General features: G+C 44.7%; 30 protein-coding genes. 17 read left to right on the top strand and 13 right to left on the bottom strand.

What is annotated here, in order from left to right:
- Positions 1-270: 270 nt before the first annotated feature.
- From CU081_RS25365 to CU081_RS25345, 5 genes are all read left to right on the top strand, one after another.
- Entirely contained in the window at positions 271-786 is a 516-nt protein-coding gene (locus CU081_RS25365; RefSeq protein ID WP_000228894.1) for a hypothetical protein, read from the top strand.
- Between the two features lie 84 nt (positions 787-870).
- The gene (locus CU081_RS25360) at positions 871-1,362 is read left to right on the top strand and encodes a hypothetical protein (RefSeq protein ID WP_000636790.1); all 492 of its coding nucleotides are present in this window, start codon (positions 871-873) and stop codon (positions 1,360-1,362) included.
- Between the two features lie 496 nt (positions 1,363-1,858).
- Positions 1,859-2,773, top strand: a complete 915-nt coding sequence (locus tag CU081_RS25355) for an IS5 family transposase (protein ID WP_100185530.1) — start codon at positions 1,859-1,861, stop codon at positions 2,771-2,773.
- Positions 2,755-2,970, top strand: a complete 216-nt coding sequence (locus CU081_RS26795) for a hypothetical protein (RefSeq protein WP_122966916.1) — start codon at positions 2,755-2,757, stop codon at positions 2,968-2,970. The genes CU081_RS25355 and CU081_RS26795 overlap by 19 nt, the downstream gene beginning before the upstream one ends.
- Positions 2,867-3,256 (top strand): hypothetical protein, encoded by a 390-nt coding sequence (locus CU081_RS25345; RefSeq protein WP_236689843.1) that lies wholly within the window; start codon positions 2,867-2,869, stop codon positions 3,254-3,256. Before CU081_RS26795 ends, CU081_RS25345 begins: the two co-directional genes overlap by 104 nt.
- A gap of 50 nt (positions 3,257-3,306) precedes the next feature.
- On the opposite strand, the gene CU081_RS25340 is transcribed toward CU081_RS25345, so the two are convergent.
- The 4 genes from CU081_RS25340 to CU081_RS25325 form a co-directional block, all read right to left on the bottom strand.
- The gene (locus CU081_RS25340; RefSeq protein ID WP_001371904.1) at positions 3,307-3,714 is read right to left on the bottom strand and encodes a hypothetical protein; all 408 of its coding nucleotides are present in this window, start codon (positions 3,712-3,714) and stop codon (positions 3,307-3,309) included.
- Between the two features lie 457 nt (positions 3,715-4,171).
- Complete coding sequence (locus CU081_RS25335) at positions 4,172-4,843, bottom strand: S1 family peptidase (RefSeq protein WP_000285959.1); 672 nt, start codon at positions 4,841-4,843, stop codon at positions 4,172-4,174.
- A gap of 44 nt (positions 4,844-4,887) precedes the next feature.
- The gene (locus tag CU081_RS25330; protein ID WP_001100610.1) at positions 4,888-5,193 is read right to left on the bottom strand and encodes a hypothetical protein; all 306 of its coding nucleotides are present in this window, start codon (positions 5,191-5,193) and stop codon (positions 4,888-4,890) included.
- A 22-nt stretch (positions 5,194-5,215) separates the two neighbouring features.
- Entirely contained in the window at positions 5,216-5,533 is a 318-nt protein-coding gene (locus CU081_RS25325) for a hypothetical protein (RefSeq protein ID WP_000785965.1), read from the bottom strand.
- Positions 5,534-5,754: 221 nt separating this feature from the next.
- Here CU081_RS25325 and CU081_RS25320 point away from each other — a divergent pair, with 221 nt between their 5' ends.
- From CU081_RS25320 to CU081_RS25295, 6 genes are all read left to right on the top strand, one after another.
- Positions 5,755-7,101 carry an ISNCY-like element ISLad2 family transposase gene (locus tag CU081_RS25320; RefSeq protein ID WP_076611902.1) on the top strand — a complete coding sequence of 449 codons (1,347 nt, stop codon included), beginning with the start codon at positions 5,755-5,757 and terminating at the stop codon, positions 7,099-7,101.
- Positions 7,102-7,159: 58 nt separating this feature from the next.
- Positions 7,160-7,963 carry a hypothetical protein gene (locus tag CU081_RS25315; protein ID WP_000589340.1) on the top strand — a complete coding sequence of 268 codons (804 nt, stop codon included), beginning with the start codon at positions 7,160-7,162 and terminating at the stop codon, positions 7,961-7,963.
- 13 nt (positions 7,964-7,976) lie between these two features.
- Positions 7,977-9,338 (top strand): FRG domain-containing protein, encoded by a 1,362-nt coding sequence (locus CU081_RS25310; protein ID WP_000482601.1) that lies wholly within the window; start codon positions 7,977-7,979, stop codon positions 9,336-9,338.
- A 152-nt stretch (positions 9,339-9,490) separates the two neighbouring features.
- Positions 9,491-9,931 carry a hypothetical protein gene (locus CU081_RS25305; RefSeq protein ID WP_016239970.1) on the top strand — a complete coding sequence of 147 codons (441 nt, stop codon included), beginning with the start codon at positions 9,491-9,493 and terminating at the stop codon, positions 9,929-9,931.
- A gap of 17 nt (positions 9,932-9,948) precedes the next feature.
- Positions 9,949-10,755: a hypothetical protein gene (locus CU081_RS25300; protein WP_016239971.1), complete on the top strand. Its 807-nt coding sequence runs from the start codon at positions 9,949-9,951 to the stop codon at positions 10,753-10,755.
- Positions 10,756-11,049: 294 nt separating this feature from the next.
- The gene (locus tag CU081_RS25295) at positions 11,050-12,453 is read left to right on the top strand and encodes an ISNCY family transposase (protein ID WP_000125668.1); all 1,404 of its coding nucleotides are present in this window, start codon (positions 11,050-11,052) and stop codon (positions 12,451-12,453) included.
- 32 nt (positions 12,454-12,485) lie between these two features.
- On the opposite strand, the gene arsH is transcribed toward CU081_RS25295, so the two are convergent.
- Positions 12,486-13,190: an arsenical resistance protein ArsH gene (gene arsH, locus CU081_RS25290; protein WP_000130816.1), complete on the bottom strand. Its 705-nt coding sequence runs from the start codon at positions 13,188-13,190 to the stop codon at positions 12,486-12,488.
- Positions 13,191-13,276: 86 nt separating this feature from the next.
- Here arsH and CU081_RS25285 point away from each other — a divergent pair, with 86 nt between their 5' ends.
- Genes CU081_RS25285 through arsC form a run of 3 tightly spaced genes read left to right on the top strand, consistent with a single transcriptional unit; the run spans position 13,277 to position 15,370 of the window.
- Positions 13,277-13,597 carry a transcriptional regulator gene (locus CU081_RS25285; protein WP_000941305.1) on the top strand — a complete coding sequence of 107 codons (321 nt, stop codon included), beginning with the start codon at positions 13,277-13,279 and terminating at the stop codon, positions 13,595-13,597.
- A 45-nt stretch (positions 13,598-13,642) separates the two neighbouring features.
- Complete coding sequence (locus CU081_RS25280) at positions 13,643-14,932, top strand: arsenic transporter (protein WP_000922628.1); 1,290 nt, start codon at positions 13,643-13,645, stop codon at positions 14,930-14,932.
- A 12-nt stretch (positions 14,933-14,944) separates the two neighbouring features.
- Positions 14,945-15,370: a glutaredoxin-dependent arsenate reductase gene (gene arsC, locus CU081_RS25275; RefSeq protein ID WP_000065802.1), complete on the top strand. Its 426-nt coding sequence runs from the start codon at positions 14,945-14,947 to the stop codon at positions 15,368-15,370.
- Positions 15,371-15,429: 59 nt separating this feature from the next.
- Here the strand turns inward: arsC and CU081_RS25270 are convergent, their stop codons facing one another.
- From CU081_RS25270 to CU081_RS25220, 8 genes are all read right to left on the bottom strand, one after another.
- Entirely contained in the window at positions 15,430-16,257 is an 828-nt protein-coding gene (locus CU081_RS25270) for a universal stress protein (protein WP_001066652.1), read from the bottom strand.
- 18 nt (positions 16,258-16,275) lie between these two features.
- Complete coding sequence (locus tag CU081_RS25265; RefSeq protein ID WP_000927306.1) at positions 16,276-17,754, bottom strand: SulP family inorganic anion transporter; 1,479 nt, start codon at positions 17,752-17,754, stop codon at positions 16,276-16,278.
- 491 nt (positions 17,755-18,245) lie between these two features.
- Positions 18,246-18,521, bottom strand: a complete 276-nt coding sequence (locus tag CU081_RS25260; protein ID WP_000864986.1) for a hypothetical protein — start codon at positions 18,519-18,521, stop codon at positions 18,246-18,248.
- Positions 18,522-18,661: 140 nt separating this feature from the next.
- Positions 18,662-18,859 (bottom strand): hypothetical protein, encoded by a 198-nt coding sequence (locus CU081_RS25255; protein ID WP_001371914.1) that lies wholly within the window; start codon positions 18,857-18,859, stop codon positions 18,662-18,664.
- Positions 18,860-19,845: 986 nt separating this feature from the next.
- Positions 19,846-20,103: a hypothetical protein gene (locus tag CU081_RS25235; protein ID WP_000637193.1), complete on the bottom strand. Its 258-nt coding sequence runs from the start codon at positions 20,101-20,103 to the stop codon at positions 19,846-19,848.
- Between the two features lie 73 nt (positions 20,104-20,176).
- Positions 20,177-20,491, bottom strand: coding sequence for a hypothetical protein (locus tag CU081_RS25230; protein WP_001005009.1), 315 nt, complete (start codon positions 20,489-20,491; stop codon positions 20,177-20,179).
- A 47-nt stretch (positions 20,492-20,538) separates the two neighbouring features.
- A complete protein-coding gene (locus CU081_RS25225) occupies positions 20,539-21,435 on the bottom strand; it encodes a hypothetical protein (RefSeq protein ID WP_000975181.1) in 897 nt (298 codons plus the stop codon).
- Positions 21,436-21,437: 2 nt separating this feature from the next.
- Complete coding sequence (locus tag CU081_RS25220; protein ID WP_031942328.1) at positions 21,438-21,953, bottom strand: thermonuclease family protein; 516 nt, start codon at positions 21,951-21,953, stop codon at positions 21,438-21,440.
- Between the two features lie 214 nt (positions 21,954-22,167).
- On the opposite strand from CU081_RS25220, the gene CU081_RS25215 reads away from it, so the two are divergent.
- The 3 genes from CU081_RS25215 to CU081_RS25205 are packed head-to-tail and all read left to right on the top strand — an operon-like array spanning position 22,168 to position 25,165.
- Positions 22,168-23,595 carry a DNA cytosine methyltransferase gene (locus tag CU081_RS25215; RefSeq protein ID WP_000833382.1) on the top strand — a complete coding sequence of 476 codons (1,428 nt, stop codon included), beginning with the start codon at positions 22,168-22,170 and terminating at the stop codon, positions 23,593-23,595.
- A 60-nt stretch (positions 23,596-23,655) separates the two neighbouring features.
- The gene (locus CU081_RS26370; RefSeq protein ID WP_000220758.1) at positions 23,656-23,823 is read left to right on the top strand and encodes a hypothetical protein; all 168 of its coding nucleotides are present in this window, start codon (positions 23,656-23,658) and stop codon (positions 23,821-23,823) included.
- A 22-nt stretch (positions 23,824-23,845) separates the two neighbouring features.
- Positions 23,846-25,165, top strand: coding sequence for a DUF1173 family protein (locus CU081_RS25205; protein WP_000078514.1), 1,320 nt, complete (start codon positions 23,846-23,848; stop codon positions 25,163-25,165).
- The last annotated feature ends 176 nt before the right edge of the window (positions 25,166-25,341 follow it).

The following is a 25,341-nucleotide window of genomic DNA, read 5'->3' as shown; positions in this document are numbered from 1 at the left end:
TTTTATAGTTTACGGATTCGTACTGGCTTTCCATCCGCCGCTAACAACCTGGCTACTTCAACCCGGTGGACACTTTGCCCCAGATGACCGATTCATACTGGTTAGTGTTAAGGTTCAGTTTACAACCGGAATAATGGGGCTAATTGTTTGGCGCTTATGGTAAAAGTGGCAAGCAATGATGGGAGAAGGATAACGTTGCTCAGCTCAATCCGGTTTACTGATTGCTTAAATAGAAGGCAGTCATGCCTACATCAGAAAGGAGAAGCATAGATGGTAGAAGCACGTTATCAAGGCAAGCCTGTTAGCAGTCTTCCTGAAGAAGCTTTTGCTGAAGGGTTATCGCGATCCGGTTTAAGCCCCGTTCTGCTACTGGCATCCCCGACCACAGTACCCGTTACCACGGATGAGCGCTGGTGGCTCGCAAAGGAAAACGTGTCAGGACATTACGGCAGGATTTTTTATGCTGCGGTGCGGGAGTTGGTCATAAGGTCGGATATCATCTCAGTAGTGAGAAGTATTGCAGATGAGAATTTCACGTCCGAACATATGGGGTACTTCGAGCGACTTACCTCTGATGAAAAAGAAGTCGTGTTTAGTGATTACCTGCGCACTCTCGCTGAAGGCGGTCTTACCTGCACTGAGAAGAATCTCGTCAAACTGACGCAAGATTTATACCCGATTGATGCAACTCCTGACAACATTAGAAAGCTATCCACGGACAGGGATGCACTGAACGAACTACACATCGATGGTATGGTACTTTTTATTACCGGCCCTGCGCTTTGATTATGGAGATAATACATGCGGTGTTATCCCTGTTAAGGGTTAAGGTAACATTCTTCTAGAATTACAGAAAAATAGAGGTCTAACATGATAGTAAATAAAAACAGGTTTATGCATAAAAACGGGAAAAGGTTTAAGTCCATCGGAAGGTATTTAAGATTTTGGCAAGCAGTAGCGTCCTCTGGTTTACCCATGGACATGGTAATACGGGAAAAACCATATCAACTTATGGTCGCTTTGATTGCTTTATATACGGCCATCCCTGTTGTTACAATAGTAATTTTATCTGGTCAGCAATCGCATAAGTTGGAACTAATTGCTGTGCATTTCAGTACAATTATCACGATGGTGTTTGTTTTGCGTCGAAAGATGGGGAAACGTTGGCTGGATTTATTTGAAGAAAAATTAGCCATTTATAAACCTAATGATAAACTCGCGCTTAGCGAATTACACGAAAGCATACGTGAGAAAAATGGGCTAGACTTGCAGGATTTACAAGATTGGTACTGGAAAGAGAAGATGACATATGAGTATCACAAAGAACGTAAAACAACTATAAGCTATCAAAAATTCAAGTAGCGTTTTAAAATGACAGGGGAGGGCTATTGTGATTTATTAAGTCGGCAAGGTTATTAGGTAGGGGTGTTCAATATGATAAATTCTTCGAGTGAGGTTATTTCAAGAGTTGTTCTGGGCCTTTGAGATAGCTAATTATCATTACAGACTTTATCGAAAGGTATGAATTATGAACATTACCGACAAAGAACTTAGCTCAAATACAGTGAGACAGTATGGATGGAACTTAGGAGAGTTCAATCACTCAACGCCTTTTACATCTCATTTTATTTATATCACCGACTATCATAAAGATAATACATGGATGATTTCACTTTCGCAGGAGGATTTTAATACAACCAAAATTTTAACATCGTTAAGTCTAGGGAAGGTGCGAACAAGTTCCTGATATGAGATCATCATATTCATCCGGAGCGCATCCCAGAGGGACATCATGAGCCATTAACTCACCTTCGCCGATAGTGAATTCAGCACTAAGCGCCGTCAGACCCGAAAAGAGATTTTCCTCTCCCGCATGGAGCAGATTCTGCCATGGCAGAATATGACCGCTGTCATCGAGCCGTTTTATCCCAAGGCGGGCAATGGCCGACGGCCCTATCCGCTGGAGACCATGCTGCGTATTCACTGCATGCAGCATTGGTACAACCTGAGCGACGGTGCCATGGAAGATGCCCTGTACGAAATCGCCTCCATGCGCCTGTTTGCCCGATTATCCCTGGATAGCGCCCTGCCGGATCGCACCACCATCATGAATTTCCGCCACCTGCTCGAGCAGCATCAACTGGCCCGTCAATTGTTCAAGACCATCAATCGCTGGCTGGCCGAAGCAGGCGTCATGATGACCCAAGGCACTTTGGTGGATGCCACCATCATTGAGGCACCCAGCTCTAGCAAGAACAAAGAGCAGCAACGCGATCCGGAGATGCATCAGACCAAGAAAGGCAATCAGTGGCACTTTGGCATGAAGGCCCACATTGGTGTCGATGCCAAGAGTGGCCTGACCCACAGCCTAGTCACCACCGCGGCCAACGAGCATGACCTCAATCAGCTGGGTAATCTGCTTCATGGAGAGGAGCAATTTGTCTCAGCCGATGCCGGCTACCAAGGAGCGCCACAGCGCGAGGAGCTGGCCGAGGTGGATGTGGACTGGCTGATCGCCGAGCGTCCCGGCAAGGTAAAAACCTTGAAGCAGCATCCGCGCAAGAACAAAACGGCCATCAACATCGAATACATGAAAGCCAGCATCCGTGCCAAGGTGGAGCACCCGTTTCGCATCATCAAGCGGCAGTTCGGCTTCGTGAAAGCCAGATACAAGGGGCTGCTGAAAAACGATAACCAACTGGCGATGTTATTCACCCTGGCCAACCTGTTTCGGGTGGACCAAATGATACGTCAGTGGGAGAGATCTCAGTAAAAACCGGAAATAACGCCAGAAATGGTGGAAAAAATAGCCTAAATAGGCTGATTCGATGTGTTTGCGGGAAAAAAATCGGCCCAGATCCGCGAAATTTTAATCAGCGAGTCAGCTTGGGAAGAAATGACCTGCTTATTCGCACCTTCCCTAGATGCCTGTGTATCCATGCTCGGAAAGATACTAAAAAAAATGTCTAACAAAAACGGTATCTCACAAACGGAAGAATCTGAATTCGCATTTCTTTTAACAAACTATATTAAACAGACTTTGACTTTTAGAGAATGGCAACGCAATGCTGACGGAAATCAACGACTGCACTTTCTTATTAATATCTACGGTGCAAAAGAAGACGGTGGCGAAGTGGTTTTAAGACCATTTATTGTAAATCCTGATGAATTAATGCTTACTCCAGCGGATGTCGTTGAATTTAATTCGCAGGTTATCAACGTTGATCGGCAGCGTCATCCTGAGTGGTTCCGTTAACTGGTCACAAGGGTTAAGAGCCTGAAAGGCTGCGATAGTGTATACGCAGCCTATTCTGTATAGCCGTCGCGTAATAATTGTTCTAAATGACTATCGACCGTTTCCTGATCACCAGGAATATATCGTGGCCATCCTGTTATATCGTTGACGCGTTTCACTATGTATGGATGAAACCCAAACTGCTCGGAAGTGATGTCAATATAATATTGCACTTCTTCGAAGTTCAATTCACACCAATAATGGCCAAAGCCACCACTCTCTGTAAATATACCGCCATCATCTGCACCGTTACCCCCACGAACAACAGCATCTAGACCTTTAGTTTTTGCTAAATAACATACAAGATAGCTTGCAAAAAGGCATGTGCCTTTCGTCTTCTTTGTGCCGCACTCCGTCAAAACTGAAAGTAGCTTTTCATGCGCCACTCGTGCAATGCCTGATACCAATTCCGGGGACATGTCTGCTCCAATGAAATTATTAGATCGACTTAAACAGGTAATATGTAATTAGGCATTACGATAAGTCGTGCCCTATTGGTTGGTACATCGTAAGAAAAGTAACTTTTCTAATCCCAGCCTGCACTCCGGGAATGCTTCTAACCTGAATAAATCACGGGGGCAGTGCTGGATACTTGTCAACTGTATTTGGATTCACAGGCTAACTATTTTTATACAGTTTAAGTGAATAAAACTTACTTAAAGCAGCGAACCACGCCGAAAGTGTAATGAGGAATACCGCCAATTCATCAGAACCATTTTTGATAGCACTGAGTAGAGCGATTAGTCCAAGGAACACCGAAAGAAAGACTAGTATTGCGGGTAAAAGTTTATACATGATAGACGTTCCTTTTAAAGGTTCAGATAGGTAGACCAACGCAGATAACGTCGGAATTGCCTGTTGTAAGATTACGCTCATTTAATTATTTTTATAACCTATGAATCCGCGTATAATTTCATTTGTAGTAATCTTCGTAATATATATCTGATAGACATTGATCTTTTTAATGTCTTGTTGACTCACAACACCATATAAGCAACTCTTAGATTGGTTTAACACAGCGCTTCCACTAACTCCATTTTGATAAAAAGCAGTCAAACCATCAGAACCAACTATTCCTTTATAATAGTAGGTTGAGTCGGGGGAAGCATACGTATTTGAAAGCGTATTATACATTCCCGATAGAACCCAAACAGACTCACCTGGAGCTAGAACATTATCACATACTGGAAGCTTCCAATTAGGTGGGGCTTTGACAATAGTATTTTTTTCTACTTTTAAAAGAGCGAGGTCCCGGTTCTTAGGATCATCAATATTGATAACTGTTGCTGGTTGGCTCCCATTCCTTGTTATTATACTTAGACTATAATCCTTGCTTGCATCAAGCCATAAATGTGAAGCTGTAAGAATATGTTGTTCATCGATCCAAGTACCTGAGCCGGAGATTGTCTTATTTCCAGACTTGATTTGAATTTTTACAGCTGAGTCCGAAAGCTCAAAATCATTGTGGTGCATACTTTGTTTATGAGGATTATCGGTGGAACAAGCAGAAATCAGTAAGGCTGAAAGAGCTAAAACCTTTCTATACATAGTCAGTTTCCTTCGAATAAGGCGAGTTTGGTTTCTAGAATATTTTATCCAGCGAGGAATTCTTCTAACGTGCTATCTTGGTACTGGGGATATATCTGCTTCATCATGCCAAAAGCAGCAACCGCTACGCTTTCTAAGTCGGAATAGAATTTAGGCTCCGTATTAAGATCATCACCATTCTTCAGAACGCCCTCGAAGCAGCTATAATCATTTCCGAACTCTTGAACAATAATCCAGCGCCCATCACGGAAACCTACGAGCATAACCGCTGAATTAGGATAGTCGCCAGCAGGCGTTAGCCAATCAAAGTGATAGTGCTTTATCGTATCATATTTCAGATGTACATTCATTATTCCTCCGTTGGCGATTACATTATTTGAGTTTTTTCATGGACTCTAAAGAAGCGAGGTAGGAATTATAGCGATCACCAAATTTTTCTTTCGCACGCTTAACGCGCATTTTCTCCGCGAGCTCAGTCTTGTTTTCTGCCTGGTAGGTCCTATTATTTTGCGTCTTTACTTCGGCCCCTGGGCCTGCTGCGTACGTTTTGTTTTTCTCGCTAATACACGCTCGGCATTTACTCTTGAGGCCAAACTTGCCCTTGAGCTCTTTTCCAAACTGTTCAAAGGGTTTAACTTGCTGACATGATTTGCATTTTTTAAAGCCCGGGGGGAGGTAGGTGTCAGCCATGAGCTGCTCCAGTAGGTATTGATTATAGGTGATTTTAACTTAAAGACGACGTCACTTTCAAATAAATCGACTACTTAACGCTGATCTTACATAATCCTGATTATGCGCACTTAAGTTGTTAGAACCATTTAGTAATGTCACTTTTTATCCAGATAGAAACGTCACCTTAGAGTAAGCTAAACTGAATGCAATTCTAAGGGGCTCAACGCATGTTGGTGACCATGTCAGATAAAGAGATCCACCGCCTACCGGTGATACAGGCAGTTTGTGAAAAGCGTCTACGCCGTCGTGATGCAGCATCACAGCTTGGCATTTCAGAACGTCAGGCGCAACGACTTATCAATCGTTACCGAGTTTCTGGTGCTGAAGGACTTGTCAGCCGCAAACGCGGCCAGCCCAGCAACCGCCGGTTGACCGAATCTCTCAAACTACGAGTACTCACGCTGATACGTGAAAACTACAGTGACTTTGGGCCCACACTGGCCGCAGAAAAACTCAGAGAGCGCCATAATATCCGGCTTTCAATCGAGACCGTCCGCAACTGGATGACGTCTGACGGACTCTGGGTCCCGCATGCTCGCCGTAAGTCACGGGTTTATCAACCCCGACATCGGCGTGATTGTCTGGGTGAACTTATCCAGATCGACGGCTCCCACCATGACTGGTTTGAAGGCCGTGCGCCAAAATGCTGCCTGCTGGTCTTTATCGATGATGCCACCGGGCGTCTGATGCATTTGCGGTTCAGCGAGTCAGAAACAGCCTTTGACTACATGCTGGCAACCCGGGAATACATCGAGCAGCATGGGAAGCCGGTATCGCTGTACAGTGACAAACACGCAATATTTCGCGTCAGTGGTCCGGAGAAACGCAATACCACCGTTACCCAGTTCGGACGTGTGCTTTATGACCTGGCAATCGAGCTTATTTGTGCCAACAGCTCTGAAGCTAAAGGCCGCGTGGAACGTGCGAATCAGACACTTCAGGATCGGCTGATCAAAGAAATGCGTCTGGAAGGTATAACCGGCATTGAGGCCGCAAATGCCTGGCTTGCCACTTTCATCGCTGACTTTAACAGCCGGTTTTCACGACCGGCTAAGTTCCCCAAAGATTTGCATCGTCCGGTGCAGGAAAGCCCCGATGAATTAAGAGACATCTTTGCCTGGCATGATGTTCGTACCGTGTCGAAATCACTGACCTTCCAGTACGATAAGATCCTTTATCTCATGGACACCACAGAAGAAAATAGCCGTCTTGCCGGTGAAAAAATTAAAGTACTGGATTATCCCGATGGCACCCTCGCCTTCCTCTATGGGCACCGGAGCCTTAAGTGCCAGGCATTTGATAAGCTGGCCTGTGTCGACCAGGGGCAGATTGTTGATAACAAACGTCTCGGGACTGTACTCCGACTGGCTCAGGTAAAACAGGATGAGCGGGAAAGCGAAGGCAAACGGGAACGAAGCAAAAAATCGCCCAGCCGTAAGGCTCAGGTGCGCATCCAGGAACAGCTCCGGGCTATCAATCCCGTTCTGGCAGACCCGAGCTTGTTTGTGGCAAGTTCAAAGCGATAGAATCGACCATCAGTGCTGCAAAGTACCGGAACAGTGAGTCCCCAAAAGGATACTTGAGATGATTAAATTCCCGACTACAAAGCGCGTTGATTTGTATAAAACTGCTGTCAGCTCTGAGCAATTACATCTAGATCTGGTTGCGGCTCAGGAGTTCATGTTCGATGCCTGGGAAAATGATGACCTGGAAGTTGTGCTGAAACTCATCAGAAAAGCTATCAAGAAATCCCCGCTCTGTGCTGACGCATACTCATTCTACTGCGAGATATCTCAAGAACCTCCTGAGTCAAAAATCGGGAAGCTGGAGACTGCTTTGTACGCAGCCAGCATTGCACTTGGCGAGGATTTTCAGGAGTTCGCAGGACGTTTCTGGGGATTTGTCGAAACACGTCCATATATGAGAGCAAAAGCAGCTTTGGCTGAGGCCTTATGGGAGTCTGGTAATTTTTATCCGGCTATGGCTCATAGCCGCGAAATGCTGAAGCTCAACCCGAACGATAACCAGGGGATTCGTCATTTATTAGCGAACTATTACCTTGAGCTTGAAATGGTGGATGATCTGGCCTTGCTACTGGACGATTATCCTGGGGATATGCGTTCGTTTTTTCAGTATACACGCGCCCTACTCGCCTACCGACAGTCATCCCCGGATGCCGATGATATCGCTAAAGCTGCGATTGATTCTAATAGACACATCCCCGGCTTGTTATCGAAGTGCAGATTACAGATCAAGTCTAACAGTGGATATATCACGTTAGGTGGAATGGATGAAGCCATTTATTATGTGAATCATAATATAAAGCCTTGGATTCGCACCTCTGGCGCAATTGATTGGATTGTAAATAATTCATTAAGTAAAATATAAGGATTTAGTTTTAATGTTTAATCTAATTATGGGCGGAGAACCTGACTATTTTGAACATTGGCCCATGTATGAACGGGTTAGTGGGAGTTGTGATTTTCCTATATCACGTATGTTAGAAGGCACCTCTGATGACATCCGGTTGAAGTTAACGCCTTTGAATGATAAAGCATTATCTTATATTGAGAAATTACCTACGCTTTTTATGTCAGAACTTTATTCCCGAGACAATGTTGAATACATTACTTTGCGACTTGGTGTAATTTCAAATCTACGAACAGTTAACAAAAATGTTGAGTTTGATTTCAGAATCACTCACTCACAAGATGATGTCGTAGTGATAAACAAAGAGTTATATCAAACAGCTTTAGAATTAGGTGCATATGGGCTGAAACGGACTCACTGGGGAATAAAAGCACGTGATTTAAATCAAACATTAGCACTTCTAAATATAACGACAAGAAGTACACCACTTCCTCCTACTGAAGCACTTCCTGATGAAGTTGATAACTACCCAATAATAGATAATGTTCAAAGTTTCATGGCGCGTGTTTTAGAACAAGATCATGAAGAAGATGCAGAAATATTTTATCGTGGACATTCTGATGTATCTTACGAGTTGGCTCCATCAGTTTTCAGGAAAAACAAAAAAGGTAACTTCAAGCATTTGCACAGTGAATCAAATTTAGTCCGTGAAGCCCTAACAGCAAGGCCAACTGAGTTTGTTGATGATAAAACAATGCTAGACAAGTTAGTAAGGATGCAACACTACGGACTACCAACTCGTTTGTTGGATATAACATCAAATCCACTAATCGCTCTGTATTTCGCTTGTTGCGACATTAGTAATAATGAAAATACAAATGAGGTTGATGGACATGTTATTATTTTCAAAACAAAAAGGGATCGTATAAAATTCTTTGACTCTGATACAGTAAGTTGCATATCAAATATATCAATGCTAAGTCAAACACTGAAAGATCAGCTGGATTGTAAAATGGACAAGGAGGCTTTCAATAAAACTGAAGCTTGTCAAAAACTCATACATTACATTAAAGATGAAAAACCTTATTTTAAAGATGTAATTATACCATCAGATTTGGAAAGGTTAATTTTCGTTAAAGGAAGAAATAATAATGAAAGGATGTCATCACAGTCAGGTGCATTCTTATTATTTGGGAATAATGCTGTTTATCCCGATTTAGTTTCAAACCCTGATGATGCTATGCAAGAGTTTAAAGTAGAAAAAATAGTGATCAGAAACAAAGCTAGAATACTTAAGGAACTCGCAAGGTTAAACATTACAGATGCGACAGTTTATCAAGGCATGGAAAGGACAATGAAACTAATTGCGGCCAAATTTTCCGCAGGAGATTGATCTTCATGTGGTTTTTTGACACACTAGCCTGTCGCTACTGGCATTGGTCCCTTGTATGCTAAGCATATGAACTCTGGTGTGTGTTGGACAGGAGCAATTAACCAGTCGTATAGTAAAATTTGAATGTAAAAATATAAAACAAGGAGTTGAGAATGAACCCCATTACTTTGAGTGAAATGAGTGATGAAGATGAAGAGGTAAAAATCATTTCTTCATATGAACCTCAAGATGATGAGATTGCGATCGTTTTTGATAGTTCAAAAATTACTGGAGGTAATGCACTGGATTTTTTCCAGTTCACCAAGCAATCACATTCTAATGTTAAAGTGTACGGAGATTCTAATGGTGTTTCGTACCTGCAATTAAACAGTATAACGTTAGCGTTAGGCACTTTCTTTGCCACATCAGTAATGATACCTTTTTTAGTAAATCTTGTTTCAAATTATATTCAGAAAAAAATTGATAACTTTGGAACTAGAGATATAGACGTTAAAGTCTCTATAATTAAAAAAAATAAATCAGGAAAACATGTGAAATACACTGTTTCTGGAAAAGTAGACGATGTTTTAAAAGTAATTAACAAAATCAAATAAAAATCTATATAGATATTATGAATATTCACGAAAAGTTAAAGCGTTGGATGTGTATTACTCAAGAAGATAGTGCTATTCTTGATTATCTTAATGCTGAGTTAAAAAAAGCTCAATCCTTGAGCTTGAATAATGAATCAAACAGATTGTTTTTATACAAAACAATTTTACTAGCCCATTTAAAATATATTCAAGTCATTAATTTACTTACAAGAGGTGATTTTTATGAAGCATGGGTAGAACTTGAAAGGATAGAAATAGATTTAATACATATTAAAGAAAATAATGAGTTTCTGCCTGAGGTTAATTTCTATGGTGTTAACTTCTTAGCGAGAATGGTATGTAATTGGCAGGCGTTATTCCCATATAAAATCTTCGGTAGTTCTCGTGAAATAATAAAAGAAGTGAAATGTTCAGTATGTAATACAACCCGTAGTTTTATTAATGATTGTGGTCATGTTAAAAATAAACTTTATAATGGAGTTCTTTGCTTTGATGAAGTGATCGATTTTGAATTAATTACTTATGACATAGTTAGTAATCCCGTTAACAAATGTAGTGTTTTTTTCTCCAATGATGGTGATCATTATAACTATTCAACTTTAATTAGTGTTGTCAAATACATACAATCCCCACATCAAATTTTCAATATTACGACCTGGAGATTTAAGGCGAAAGAACATGATGGAGTATTATCGCCAGAAAATATTTGTCCATGTGGAGATTCTTTAAAAAAATATGCAGATTGTTGTTTGCCACGTAATGGTATTTATAAAAAACATATAGATATTTGGTTTCCCTTCCCGTTGAATGTAGAACCTATTTAGAACCAGATATTCAATAACTAAAGATCCCGTTGACACAGATATTTCCATATTAAGATGTTTTCGTTATATTTTTATTCCAGTCTTTCATATTTAACTTTTGCTTTATTAATTGGTTGAGTGGGATAACGCAGCAGTCACATTAATATGATTACATAGGCTGAAAGTGCCCTTTCTATCTTGCACAAAGAGGTGACATTTTAAACTTGCTTTGACATAAGTTGTAGTAGCAAAGTTGTAATGTCCGATAATGGCTAAGTTAAGATGTCCGGCGTGTATAATCAAGTAAGGATTACCATGACGGCTCTCGCAGCGGAGTTTTTCACATTGGATGAAGTTAACCGACTCAAAATCATTCAGGATGTCATCGACCGGCGTCTGACAACACAAATGGCAGCTCAGCGGCTTGGTATCTCCGACCGTCAGTGCCGTCGTCTGCTTGCGCGTTATCGTGAAGATGGTCCGATTGGCATGACCAGCCGCCGTCGTGGTAAATCCAGTAACAACCAGTTGCCTCAGGGACTGGCCGCATACGCGCTGAACATTATTCGCGAACGCTATAACGATTTCGGTCCGACGCTGGCCTGTGAAAAACTGTCTGAGGTGCACGGTGTTCATCTTTCCAAAGAAACCGTCCGTAAGCTGATGACTCAGGCCAGTCTGTGGGTCCCACGTAAGCAACGTGCGCCAAAAATTCAGCAACCTCGTTACCGCCGTGCCTGTGCCGGTGAACTCATACAAATCGACGGCTGCGACCACCACTGGTTTGAAAATCGGGGACCTAAGTGTACGGCACTGGTTTACGTTGATGACGCAACCAGTCGTTTAATGCAGCTTCTTTTCGTGAAATCTGAGTCTACTTTCACCTATTTTGAAGCGACCCGGGGCTATATTGAAAAACATGGCAAACCGCTTGCGCTGTACAGCGACAAAGCCAGCGTATTCAGGATCAACAATAAAAATGCAACCGGCGGCGACGGCGATACCCAGTTTGGCCGTGCGATGCATGAACTGAACATTCAGACCATTTGTGCAGAAACCAGTGCTGCCAAAGGCCGCGTTGAACGGGCGCACCTGACGCTTCAGGACCGACTGGTCAAGGAGCTCAGGCTCCAGGGCATCAGTTCCATGGAAGCTGCGAACGCATTTGCCGAAGAGTTCATGAACGATTACAACCGTCGTTTCGCAAAAGCGCCTCGCCAGGCGTTTGATGTTCATCGGGAACTGGATGTCGATGACGATCTTGATATGGTATTTAACTGGCGTGAAGCTCGTAAAGTGTCGAAATCACTCACAGTGCAATACGACAAAGTCCTTTATCTGATTGAAGACAGCGAATTCAGTCGTCGGGCGATTGGTAAATACATCGATGTCTGGCATTACCCGGATGGACATAAAGAGCTCCGGCTTAATGGCGTATCACTTCCCTACTCCACCTATGACAAGCTTTCTGAAATCGATCAGGGGGCCATTGTGGATAACAAACGTCTGGGGCGGGCCCTGGAAATGGCGCAGCTGGTCCAGGCCGAGCGGGATAATAACCGGTCGCAATCCGTACCATCCGGAGACGGCCCTTCTCGCAGGCGTAAAGCTCCCACGACGAAGAAATCCCAGCGTTCCCTGGATCAGGACGATATGTTCAATGCCCTGGTGAAACTTCAGTCACGCTCTGAAGAGATATTTGGGAAGAAACCGATTTAAAGCCCGGTAATCCATCCGGGCATGCCTGGCTGTCAGATTTTGGCCTGATTGACCCGTGCCGCGAGCTCCTGATGACTCTCTTTCCTTTCGCTGTAGCGGTCGGACAGGTAGGCTGTGTGCCCTTTCAGGAGTAACGTCATTTTGAACAACTCTTCGGTAACGTCGACAATCCTGTCATACCAGGGTGAGGGTTTCATGCGCCCTTCATCATCAAATTCCTGCCATGCCTTTGGCACTGACGACTGATTGGGGATGGTGAACATCCGCATCCAGCGGCCAAGTATCCGCATCTGATTGACCGTGTTAAACGACTGTGAACCACCACAAACCTGCATGACGGCCAGCGTTTTACCCTGGGAAGGACGAACAGCACCTTCACTCAGGGGTATCCAGTCAATCTGGGCCTTCATCACCGAGCTCATGGCGCCATGTCTTTCCGGAGAACTCCAGACCATTCCGTCACACCACCTGACCAGCTCGCGGAGTTCAAGCACTTTGGGGTGACTTTCGGGCGCATCATCGGGTAACGGCAGACCGGATGGGTTAAATATTTTCACCTCAGCCCCCATCTTTGCCAGCAACCGCCCGGCCTCTTCCGCTGCAAAACGACTGTAGGACCGCTCTCGTACTGAACCGTACAGGATGAGAATTCGCGGCATGGTTTCGTTGTTGCCCGTAAGTTTGCTGGCAAGCGCATCATCAAAATAAGCCGGTTCGATTGCTGGTAAGTCGGTCATAAAAAATCTCCATTTCATAAGCTATGCTTTAAAAGTTATCACATATGAAATACCATATGTATTGTTATTTTTTTACGAGGTTAAGCATGCTACAGCCTGTTCAGCTTTTTAAACTGCTCGCCGACGAGACCCGTTCAACTATCGTGATGCTTCTCAGGGAGTCCGGTGAAATGTGCGTCTGTGACATCTGTGCGGCAACCGCAGAGTCTCAGCCAAAAATTTCTCGCCATATGGCCCTTTTACGTGAAGCCGAGCTGGTCATCGACCGTCGCGAAGGAAAATGGGTGCATTACCGACTGTCGCCACACATGCCAGCATGGGCTGCGGGTATTATTGATACAGCCTGGAACTGTGAACGAGAAAACATACGCAACAAGCTCAGTAGCGTGGCATCTGTCTCCTGCTGATGGCGATATATATATCCGAATAAACAAATGTGAATGGAGTTTCTGATGTTACTGGCTGGTGCTATCTTTTTATTCACGCTCGTCCTGGTTATCTGGCAACCCAGAGGGCTGGGGATTGGCTGGAGTGCCTCACTGGGCGCAATTCTGGCATTGCTGACTGGCGTCGTTCATCTGGGGGATATTCCGGTGGTCTGGCAGATAGTGTGGAATGCGACCGCCACCTTTATCGCCGTGATCATCATCAGTCTTCTGCTCGACGAATCCGGCTTCTTTGAATGGGCCGCGCTGCACGTTGCCCGTTGGGGGAATGGCCGGGGGCGGCTGCTCTTCACCTGGATCGTCCTGCTTGGTGCGATGGTTGCGGCACTGTTTGCCAACGACGGTGCGGCACTGATCCTGACACCTATCGTTATCGCGATGCTGCTGGCGCTGGGATTCAGCCGGGGAGCAACCTTAGCGTTTATCATGGCCGCAGGGTTTATCGCTGACACGGCAAGCCTGCCACTGATTGTCTCAAACCTGGTGAATATCGTCTCGGCGGATTTCTTTAAGCTTGGTTTCTCAGAATATGCCGCCGTGATGGTCCCGGTTAACCTGGCCGCGATTGCGGCTACGCTGGTGATGCTGCATCTGTTTTTCCGTAAGGACATTCCCGCCGTTTACGACGTTTCTCTGTTGAAAGAACCGAAAGACGCTATACGTGATGTGAATACCTTTAAAACCGGCTGGCTGGTTCTGGTGTTGCTTCTGGTGGGATTCTTCGGACTGGAGCCGCTGGGCGTACCGGTCAGTTTGGTCGCAGCCGCTGGTGCATTGCTTCTGTTTGCTGTTGCGAAAAAAGGGCATGCCATTAACACCGGTAAGGTGCTGCGTGGTGCGCCCTGGCAAATCGTTATCTTCTCGCTGGGGATGTACCTGGTGGTCTACGGCTTACGAAATGCCGGTCTGACCCACTATCTCTCTTCCTTGCTGAATCAGCTGGCAGAGCAGGGATTGTGGGCGGCAACGCTGGGTACGGGCTTCCTGACGGCCTTCCTGTCATCAGTGATGAACAATATGCCGACCGTGCTGGTCGGGGCGCTGTCGATTGATGGCAGCACAGCGACCGGTGTTATCAAAGAAGCGATGATTTACGCCAACGTCATCGGCAGCGACCTGGGGCCAAAAATTACCCCTATCGGCAGTCTGGCAACGTTACTGTGGCTGCACGTTCTGTCGCAGAAAAATATCAAAATTACCTGGGGATATTACTTCCGGGTGGGCATTGTCATGACAATCCCCGTGCTGTTTGTCACGCTTGCAGCACTGGCGCTTCGTCTGTCTTTCACTTTGTAATGAGATACTGATATGAGCAACATTACCATTTATCACAACCCGGCCTGCGGCACGTCACGCAATACCCTTGAAATGATCCGCAACAGCGGTACAGAGCCGACCGTTATTCATTATCTTGAAACCCCACCATCACGAGCTGAGCTGGTAAAACTCATTGCGGATATGGGGATCACGGTACGAGCGCTGCTGCGTAAGAATGTCGAACCTTTTGAAGCGTTAGGGCTGGCGGAAGACCGCTTTACTGACGAGCAGTTAATCGATTTTATGTTGCAGCACCCTGTTCTGATCAATCGCCCTATCGTGGTAACGCCGCTGGGTACCCGGCTATGCCGCCCTTCTGAAGTCGTGCTGGATATTCTTCCCGATGCGCAGAAAAGCGCGTTCACGAAAGAGGACGGTGAGAAGGTAGTTGATGAAAAAGGTAACCGGCTGAACTAAACGTGTTCTTGTGACGAAGGGCGAGAGAACTCGCCCTTTTTTATTTAAGATAATCAGTGCTAACGGAGGATAAGAAGCGGTTGTTGCGTCTTTTGCAGCATTTCGGAGGTATGACTACCGATAAAGAACTGCCGCAACCTGGAATGACCGTAGGCCCCCATCACTATCAGATCGACAGCATTTTCCTCGGCGTAACGAATAAGCGCGTCCCCGACTGATTGCCCGGTAAGATGTGTTGTGCTGTTTTCTATATCCGCGTCACGTAAAATTTGCTGTGCGGTCAGCAGCTCTTCCTTCTTACCGTTTACCATGACAAGGTGGCACTCCAGCCCCCTGAGTAAGGGACTCATCGTCAGACGTTCCAGGTTACTCCTGCTTTCTTCACTGCCATCATAAGCCAGCATGACTCTGGAAGGCACTGAGTAGTTCTCCGGAACAACCAGTAGGGGTTTCTTTTGCAGACGAATAACGCTTTCCAGATGAGAGCCTACCGGATGCTGGCTACCCCGACGCCCCAGCACCATGAGACGAAGGTCGCTCAGCTCTGCCAGAACTTCATCCGGTGTACCGTGTTTTTGCATCAAAAGCACATCCGGGCTTCCCTGTTTTTGAAGCAGTTCAGCACAACTTTCCAGTATTGCTTTCCCCTGGGCCATCAGCAGGCGATTACGTTGCCCTTCAATTTCTACCAGCTCATCGGTCAGCAATTGCTGACTGTCTATGCCGAGAGTGCCGGTCAGGTCTGACACTACCGGGGTGCTGTCTTTTTCGATAACGTGCAACAGTGCTAGCTGTGATTGCAAAGTGCGGGCTGCCCACGCCGCATATTCACACACTGACCGCGTTGAAAGTGAACCGTCCACACAGGCTGTAACAGTATTATTCATAGTTTTCCCTCCAGTCTGTTAATGACCGCCCATCAGTTTTTCGACTTCTTCAGGTTTATCGTGAACACCAAACCGGTCAACGATGGTGCGGGTGGCTTCATTCATCCCACGTATTTCAACCCCGGCGCCCTCTCTACGGAACTTAATGACCACCTTATCCAGGGCGCTGACGGACGTGATGTCCCAGAAATGGGCATGTGAAACGTCTATCACCACATTCTCAATCGCTTCACGGAAATCAAAGTGGCTCGTAAAGCGGTCTGCTGATGCAAAGAATACCTGGCCGGTGACGGTATACGTCCGGCTCGTCCCCTCCAGAACTGAGGTTACACGCATGAACCGGGATACTTTAGTGGCAAAATTGAGCGAAGCAATCAGTACACCGGTCAGCACACCGAAGGCCAGATTATGTGTTGCCACCACAACCGCGACGGTGGCAAGCATGACCACGCTGGTTGAAAGGGGGTGTGTCCGCAGGTTGGCAATGGAGCGCCAGGAGAATGTCCCGATGGAAACCATAATCATCACCGCGACCAGCGCTGCCATCGGAATTTGGGAGACCCAGTTGCGCAGGAACACAATCAGGCAAAGCAGCACCACGCCCGCCGTGAGGGTTGAAAGTCGTCCGCGTCCACCGGATTTTACGTTGATAACAGATTGCCCAATCATCGCGCAGCCTGCCATTCCTCCGATAAAGGATGTGCAGATGTTCGCGATGCCCTGAGCTTTGCACTCCCTGTTTTTGTCGCTTGGCGTGTCGGTCATGTCATCCACGATAGTGGCGGTCATCATCGACTCAAGCAGGCCAACCACCGCAAGCCCCGCAGAATATGGCAGGATGATGAGCAGCGTCTGAAGATTTAAAGGCACGTCCGGGAGCAGGAAGACCGGCAGACTGTCGGGAAGTTTCCCCATATCCCCGACGGTTCGCACATCCAGATGCAGCCACATGGCAATCCCAGTCAGCACCACGATGCACACAAGCGGTGAAGGAATGGTTTTGTTGATATAAGGGAAGAGATAGATGATCCCCAGCCCTGCCGCAGTCATGGCATAAACATGCCATGTCACATTGGTCAGCTCAGGCAACTGGGCCATAAAAATCAGTATTGCCAGTGCATTAACAAACCCCGTGACCACTGAGCGTGAAACAAAACGCATCAGCCCGCCAAGCTTCAGATATCCGGCTATCAGCTGGAATACCCCGGTCAGTATGGAGGCAGCCAGTAAATACTGTAAGCCATGATCTTTCACCAGCGTCACCATCAGGAGAGCCATTGCACCGGTGGAGGACGAAATCATCGCCGGACGTCCGCCAAAGAAGGCCATAACGAGAGGAATACAGAACGCCGAGTAGAGGCCCACCTGGGGATCAACACCGGCGATAATGGAAAAGGCGATCGCTTCTGGAATGAGTGCGAGCGCGACAACAATACCGGCCAGAACGTCACCACGGACGTTACCCAGCCAGTCCTTACGCGTCGAGGACAGCAACATAGTAATTTCTCAGTTTTTAGATACAGTCAGCCCTGGAGGGCTACATTTTTACGTACGGTAAAGCACATCCGCAGACGGGATGTTATTGAGTGCGTGCTGAGGCTTGCTCAGTACGACAGAGGAAGGAAAAACTCAGGGTGGCGTAATACGCATAGCGGTTGTCAGATTCTCCATAGCGGATGTGTATATATTGTCGGCTCTGTTGTCAGGAAGAACTTACAGAACACGTCGCGTTTGAACATGAAACACTTCAAAGCAGCCCAATACTACAAATAAAGCGAATACGGGGTCAACCCAACAAGGTACTCAAACGAAGAGGTTAAGATGCGATTTTTATCCAGGAATTCAATATTATCAAAGGACATTTGAACTTTGCCCCACCCCGGACATCTCTACTTAGCTTTGACATAAGTTATTGATTCATATGTGGTTATTTTTTAACATTTACGTTTCACGTACTGATAGATTGCCTTTGAAGCCAACGCTGACCGTCATTCATCTTGATCAGGAATTTGGGCATCTTCTAAAAACACCTTTGTACGGTAATCATCTTTCCAGCCTAACCAAACTGAATCTTCACCACCGGAAGAAACAACTTTACGGTTTCCTGTGAGATTATCAGCCTGTTCTAAGCATATTGACTGCATATCAATGAGCAAATCAGCTTCTGCGACTTCCGTGCCGCCGATCGTTTCATAGCCGGAAATCAGAACAATTGCCTCAGGGTCTCTTTCGTTCAGCATGGCGATCAACTCTTTCACTTTCATTTTAAGATACCAGTAGTTTATTTGTGTGCATTGCTGATGGATTTTATAGTGCTGCCGACCTTTTTCAAGGTGCTTCCGTTGCTTCCAACGATCATGCTAACGACCTTGTTGTCTGACCTGGTATTGCCGTGGTCATCCTTTTAGAGAAATGCTCCAAAGATCAACATGGCGGCATAGGTTTTCCAGCTTGACCAATCAATCGTGGAACCAAGCAACAGATAGAATGCCAGGGCTACCAGCCCCAGCTTTACTACTAGCGCGATTATTATGGTGAAGATAGACTCATCGCGTTCGCCTTTAAGTATTTTATACCGCGTAATTAAACTGTCGTTTTTCATGTAGCATCCGTTATAGTTATTAAAGTCCTGCATTAGAAGTTGTTATTTGCCGAAGTTACCTTGTATGAGTTAACTGTGGATCCAAAAATACAAAATATAAGCTGTGCCAATTGAAAGGATTAGAAAAGCACAGTTACTAATAAAATCTACTAATGCTTGTAGCTTCTTTATTCTCACAATTGCTGGACCGTGTTCAGTAGAGGTACTACTCAGCCCTTTTGTTCTGGCACTCTCTGCTTTTCTGAAAAAATTGTAATGCAATCCTGACCGCAAGCAAAACCATGCCAAACCAGTCGTTATTACGATATTTATGTAGAAAGCATATTGAATCATTTGTTCAGTTTCGAAGCTTTCCATTGAAAACCCTTTGTTGAAATGTTGAATAAAATTATTTTTAGTAAATGTAAGCAATAAATAGAACGAATATTAATAGTGAAAGATGCAATGCCAACATCTGCTTATGATGCCTTATGAGGATTTCTTCCTTCGCATTCATTAAATCGTACATCTCATCAATATTTTTATTGCTGGTATATTCGAGACGTTCATCACGAAGTAATTTGAACTTTACCAATACGACAAGTGATTTAATAATAAAGCTCGTAAGCATAACAGTTATAGACAAAAATAAAAAATAGGCCAAATTCATATATCACTCCATGGAGATTAATAGAAAAATTTATAATAAGTAATCTCATAGAGCATTACTTGAATCTTCTTCCCATACTAAGGACTCACCGAGAAACTTAGTTAAAGATGATTTGGCATACTGTGGTTCGGAAAAAAAACGTGGGAACCAGCCGTCAAAGCTTTGGGTACCATTGTGACGATTTTCAGGCGAGACTGATAAGCGGTACCCGTCTTCGTAAGGTGAAATGCTAAATGTGTATCCATCATCTGTCTTTGAGATCAGCGTTTTGCATGTCATATGACTGTTTGCTCACAAAGTTACTTTTCTAAGATATCGAAAAGTGTGGATTAGATCATCATTCAGATAGTCTTTTCATCACAAACTTTCCTGCCCACATTATCACAATTATAAAGGTAATAAAACCGATCTGCTCCCAACGTAAATTGGTTTGCTGTTCGGAATCATCCAAATGAATTGCATAAATGTAACATCCGAAGGTAAGCGTGAGTGGAACAACAAGCATCCCTACCTTTTTAGTAATATTTCCAATAAACCACCAATAAAGAACCCAGGAAATAATAGAAGAATAAAAAATTGCTTCTGAAACTATCATATGTAACCTCTTGAATTAGTCGATGCTGTGGGTAAATAAACCCGGACCGTCAAATGATGCAATTGCAAAATATTTAGTAACCATGAATCCTTCGGTTATCTATTTCAGCCATGTATGCAGTAGGCTTTTTTAAGAGATAGATTGGTGAAACGACATTCGTTTTGACTTTATAAGCCAGAATGAAAACACCTGCGGAGCTTGCCATAAGTACCGCAAGAAGAATAGATACCGTTAACTCCTTTGGTGTTTGTATCACCGAAAGAAGAAACAATGCGCTTATGGCTGCAAAAATCCAGCAATATAATGATGCATCCATAAAACCAGCTACAACACTCGATCCAAAAAAAAACCAAAATAAACTTATTAAGATTACTGAGTTTTCATTCATGTCTGTTCCTTGTTATTACTAATTATATTATGCTTTATAGTTGACCGTCAGACTACCCACGGGTTTTGACGAACAAAGTCACGCACTCCATTTATACATGCTTTTGAGATGACTTCAAAATAAGGATGGTTTGATGGAATCATATTCCCGGTATTATCAAGAAGCATAATAGTCCCTAAAGACCGAACCAGTTGATATTCATTGAGCTTACGCTTTAGCAAAGTTTGCAATCTATAAATTGTCTCACCGGAACTGTTACCTTCGATACCTACAACAGAGACCGTACAGTTCACTTCCTGATTATCAGATTGATAATCGAACCAGTAATTTTCGTTGCAATTTCCTTTTTGCGCATGCTCAATTTTGCCAGGCCATTTTACCCATAAAGAAGAGTTGTTTTTAGATCGTAAGATCTGCTTCAGCGTTTCCAATGGATTTTTTTCATCAACCTCAGACCAGGCCGAAATAAATTCTTTCTGCATTGCCTTAGGGTCTATAACGGCAATGAAATCAAATTCCTCTTTATTGATAGAGTTGGCTCGATCTTTGAGATAAAACAGACCGAGTTTATATCCCTTTTCACTTTTCCAGTTTGCTCCCACAGGCTGATAGTCTGTATTTATAAACGGTTTGAAAGTGTGAGTGTCGGGAGAAAAAATTACTGAGGGTGCCAGCACCCGGCCTCGGTATCGTATTGGATTTACAAATATTTTTTCCCCGTCACATAACATTTCAATAATTGCTTTTGTCACAACTACTGAAATAGAAGGTCTACATGTATTTTGATTTATTTCCCCGAGGTGCGCCAAACTTCCATCCTCACTCTTCAACACCTTTGTAAGGCAAGTCGGGCAATACTGTTGATCTCTATAATAAACAGGCATGGTTAGACGACCGGAATCGTTTAGTACCAACTGAAGTAACGGATGAGGCTCTTTCATCATGGTTATTTCTTCCCTTTCACCTTTCTGGGCTTTTCGTTTGCCTGTCTCCACTGCCATGGTGGGACAGGGTTGGTGTCTGCCCATAACCCTTTTGCCTCCTTTTGTGCTGCGGATTCATATTTGATATAGCCAGGGACAATGGCGTTATCTTCGAACCGATAAACCCACGCATATCCACTGTCCACCATAGAGGCATTGATATCATATCCATCTAACCAGATGGTACCTAACATACGGCCATAGATATCCGTACCATGGTCTATCACGGTAACGATTTTAGTTGCTATAGCTGTGGTTAAGGCCTGTTTTGCTTTTTGGCCAAAAGCCTGTTTAGATTCAGGAGCGTCTATACCATACATCCGTATTTTGATGGTTGTGTTTTGAGCATCCAACGCAGTTATGGTGTCACCGTCAACAATCTTAACCACCTTTGCCTCAAAAGTTGTTGAGTTCCCCCAGGACGCCACTGGGAATACAACAATCATGATGGGCAAAAGTAACTTTGTTAAAAAAAACATCATTTCACCTTGATTTGTTGAGTACAGACATGTATCCACAAGCCTATTTACAGGCAGTATTTTAACAAGTCATTATTTCATGGGCGGGCTTAAAACCAATCTTTTTGCAACTTAAAGGCAGAATAATCACAATAAATTTAGAACCTGAACCAAAAAATAATCCAAATTAAGCGTGTTAATCTATCTCAAAGATATTATTCCTGAGAGAGTTTGGATGAAACGTTACACTCATGATCTTGAGACAGACCTGAATGATGTGGATAAAACACCATCTCTGATCCACAAAACTTTGTTAACAGCTTCGACCATTTATGACCTGAAATATCTGGCTCAGGTATTAAATGATGAAAATGGCAGTAATTGGTCCCGTGCATCCCTTAAACGTCAGGTTACATGCATACCTGAGCATTGTGAGCTGAGTATCGCAGATGGACGCTATCTACAGACTTTAATACCTTCACGACCTGCTGATTATGAGGACAGGCACTTTAGCTTTATCGATCTGTTTGCAGGGATAGGTGGACTGCGAAGCGGATTTGATGCCATCGGTGGTAAATGTCTTTTCACGAGCGAATGGAATACTTATTCCAGCCGTACTTACCGGGCGAACTGGTATTGCGATGAGAACGAGCACCGCTTCAATTCAGACATCCGTGACATCACTCTTAGCAACCGGCCCGAGGTTACTGATGACGAGGCATACAAATTTATCGATGCCTCTATCCCGGATCATGATGTTCTTCTTGCGGGATTTCCATGCCAGCCATTCAGCATCGCCGGTGTCAGTAAAAAGAACTCTATGGGTCGCAAACACGGTTTCGAGTGCGACACTCAGGGTACGCTCTTCTTTGATGTGGCCAGGATCATCCGGGCAAAACAACCTGCAATTTTTGTTCTGGAAAACGTAAAAAATCTGAAGAGTCACGATAAGGGTAATACCTTTAACATCATCATGAAAACGCTCGATGAGCTTGGCTACGACGTCGCAAACAGCGAAAGCACGGGCGCGGATGATCCTAAAGTCATCGATGGCCGTCATTTCCGACCCCAGCACCGTGAACGTATCGTCCTTATTGGTTTTCGCCGCGACCTACGTCTGAAAGACGGTTTTACTCTGAGAGACATTAAAGACTTTTATCCGGACAAGCGCCCTTCTCTCTCAGATTTACTGGATCCGAGCGTAGATAGTAAATACATCCTCTCCCCTAAACTCTGGGAGTACTTATACAACTATGCAAAGAAACATGCGGCAAAAGGCAATGGTTTTGGTTTTGGACTAGTAGATCCTTCCAATGTTAATAGTGTCACCAGAACCCTCTCAAGCCGCTATATGAAAGACGGATCTGAAATTCTTATTGATCGGGGCTGGTCTCATGAACTGGGAGAAACTGATTTCCATAACACATACAACATGGACCGTCGGCCACGCATGCTAACGCCACGTGAATGCAGCAGGCTAATGGGCTTCGATAAACCCGGGGAAAGTGTTTTCCGTATCCCTGTGTCCAATACACAGGCTTACAGACAGTTTGGGAACTCCGTGGTCGTTGATGTCTTTGCGGCCGTCGCCAAACTGCTGAAGTCACGAATTGAATTTGCAGCCTCCCAGCGCTTGCGGCAGTTTTACGACGAAGTCAGCTGACCTGAGCTCCTTCATCAATTTAAATGCTTAAGATTGTTGTAATAATGTCAGAGGTCAACCATGACGTATTTCGAATCAGCTGAAGGTGAGACGGTATCTAAAGAACGAGCATTACAAGAACTGTCCAGGCATTGCGTTCCCGAAACAGATTTCGAAGAATTCTTTAGCGACATGGGCGTAAAGGAACAGTATGACGCTCAGGAAGTGTTGCTCTGGTTGGGATATTAAACTTCCTGTTTAGGAGACTACTATGAGCCAAAAATTCGCAGTGATGATTGCTTACGACGACGATCCAAACGTCAAAAGGTATTCACCTGACTTTCAAACGCAGGATGAGTTTGCTAAAGGGTGGCAGTCGGCTCTTAAAAAGGCACACCACACCTCAGGTCAAAAATCAGTCATCACCTGCGGATGTCGTGGAAAAGGAGAAAAGCGACTTTATGTTCGTGCTTTACCGAACGGTGATGCCTTTATTCTCGTCAAAGCCGCTAACACGGGCATTGAGCATGATCCTTCCTGTGTATTCTTCTCCCTTGATGCCCGGCATACCGGCCTGAAAGGATATGCGAGTGGTGTGGTCCGGATTACAACCGAAGGTGATATGGCTGTAAGGCTCGGTATCGGTATGACAGAGAAAGATCCTCCTGAAAAATCAGAAGTGCCTCCCCTGCCCCATGTTCAGCGACCAGAAGGAGGTCAGGCCTCAATGACCCTCCTGGGCTTGCTTAGTCTTTTGTGGACAGAGTCTGGTCTGAATGTCTGGTACCCGAAAATGGCAGGGAAACGTAACGATTCACTGGTACGGTATCGTCTGCTTGAAACCGCTAAACAAATTCGTACCGGCAGAGCCTGCATAGGTGACCATTTATTCATTGGTGTACCTGACCCGAAACAACCTGTCGCTCAGTCGCAAATTCAGCGTCTTTCATCACAGGCGATGAGTGATAAACGTCTCATGCTCCTGTCAGTTTTACCTCGCTACGATGCTGAAAAGCATGAGAAGCCACTTAAATTTTTACCCCTGCGGAATTTTGGGGGGCTACCGCTGATTTTTTTCAATTCAGAAGTCCATTGGGATAGCGTAAAGAAACGATTTTCATCGGAGTACGCAGCATGGAAATCCGGGGCGAAAATAGTTGTCTTTGCGTTGACGTCACCAGCTGCGGTAACCGGCAGAGGCCCTTCTGTAAGAGCTCATCAAATTGTGCTGATGCACGTTAGCGAGAACTGGATACCTCTGGACTCCTCCTATGAGGCGGTTGTTGCAGAAAAGCTGGATGCAGAGCACCGGCAGTACGTTAAGCCCATGCGTTATGATGCGAGTATTAGTGAGGTGTTCCCTGACTTCTACCTGCTCGACACAAAAAGCGATAAGCCGTTCCCGATGGAAGTATTTGGTATGGCCACTCCTGCTTATCTGGCCCGAAAGCAACTCAAAAAAGATTATTACAACCGTGAATATGGGCCTTATGGATGGTGGCACTGGGATGCGACCACAGCATCTGAAACTATGGTGCTGCCTCATTTTCCAGAATCACGCAAACCTCTTTCAACTGACACACCTGCTTAAAATGGAGAAAAAATGTCCTACATGCTTTCGCTAAGCGAACAGACAAAACTGAACGCTTTCCTGTCAGGGATCCTAGATGATTACAAGACTGGGGTTATCACTCAGATACAAGCTGTTGGTAGAATCGGTAACGTGTTTTCTGCTCTGGAAAGTGGAGACTCAAAAAAGGTAGTGCA

Origin of the sequence: Enterobacter sp. CRENT-193 (genome assembly GCF_002787395.1) — a bacterium.
In the GTDB taxonomy this organism is placed as follows: Bacteria; Pseudomonadota; Gammaproteobacteria; order Enterobacterales; family Enterobacteriaceae; genus Enterobacter; species Enterobacter hormaechei_C.
Note: the sequence above shows the minus strand (reverse complement) of the source record. Positions and strands in the feature narration are given on the sequence as shown.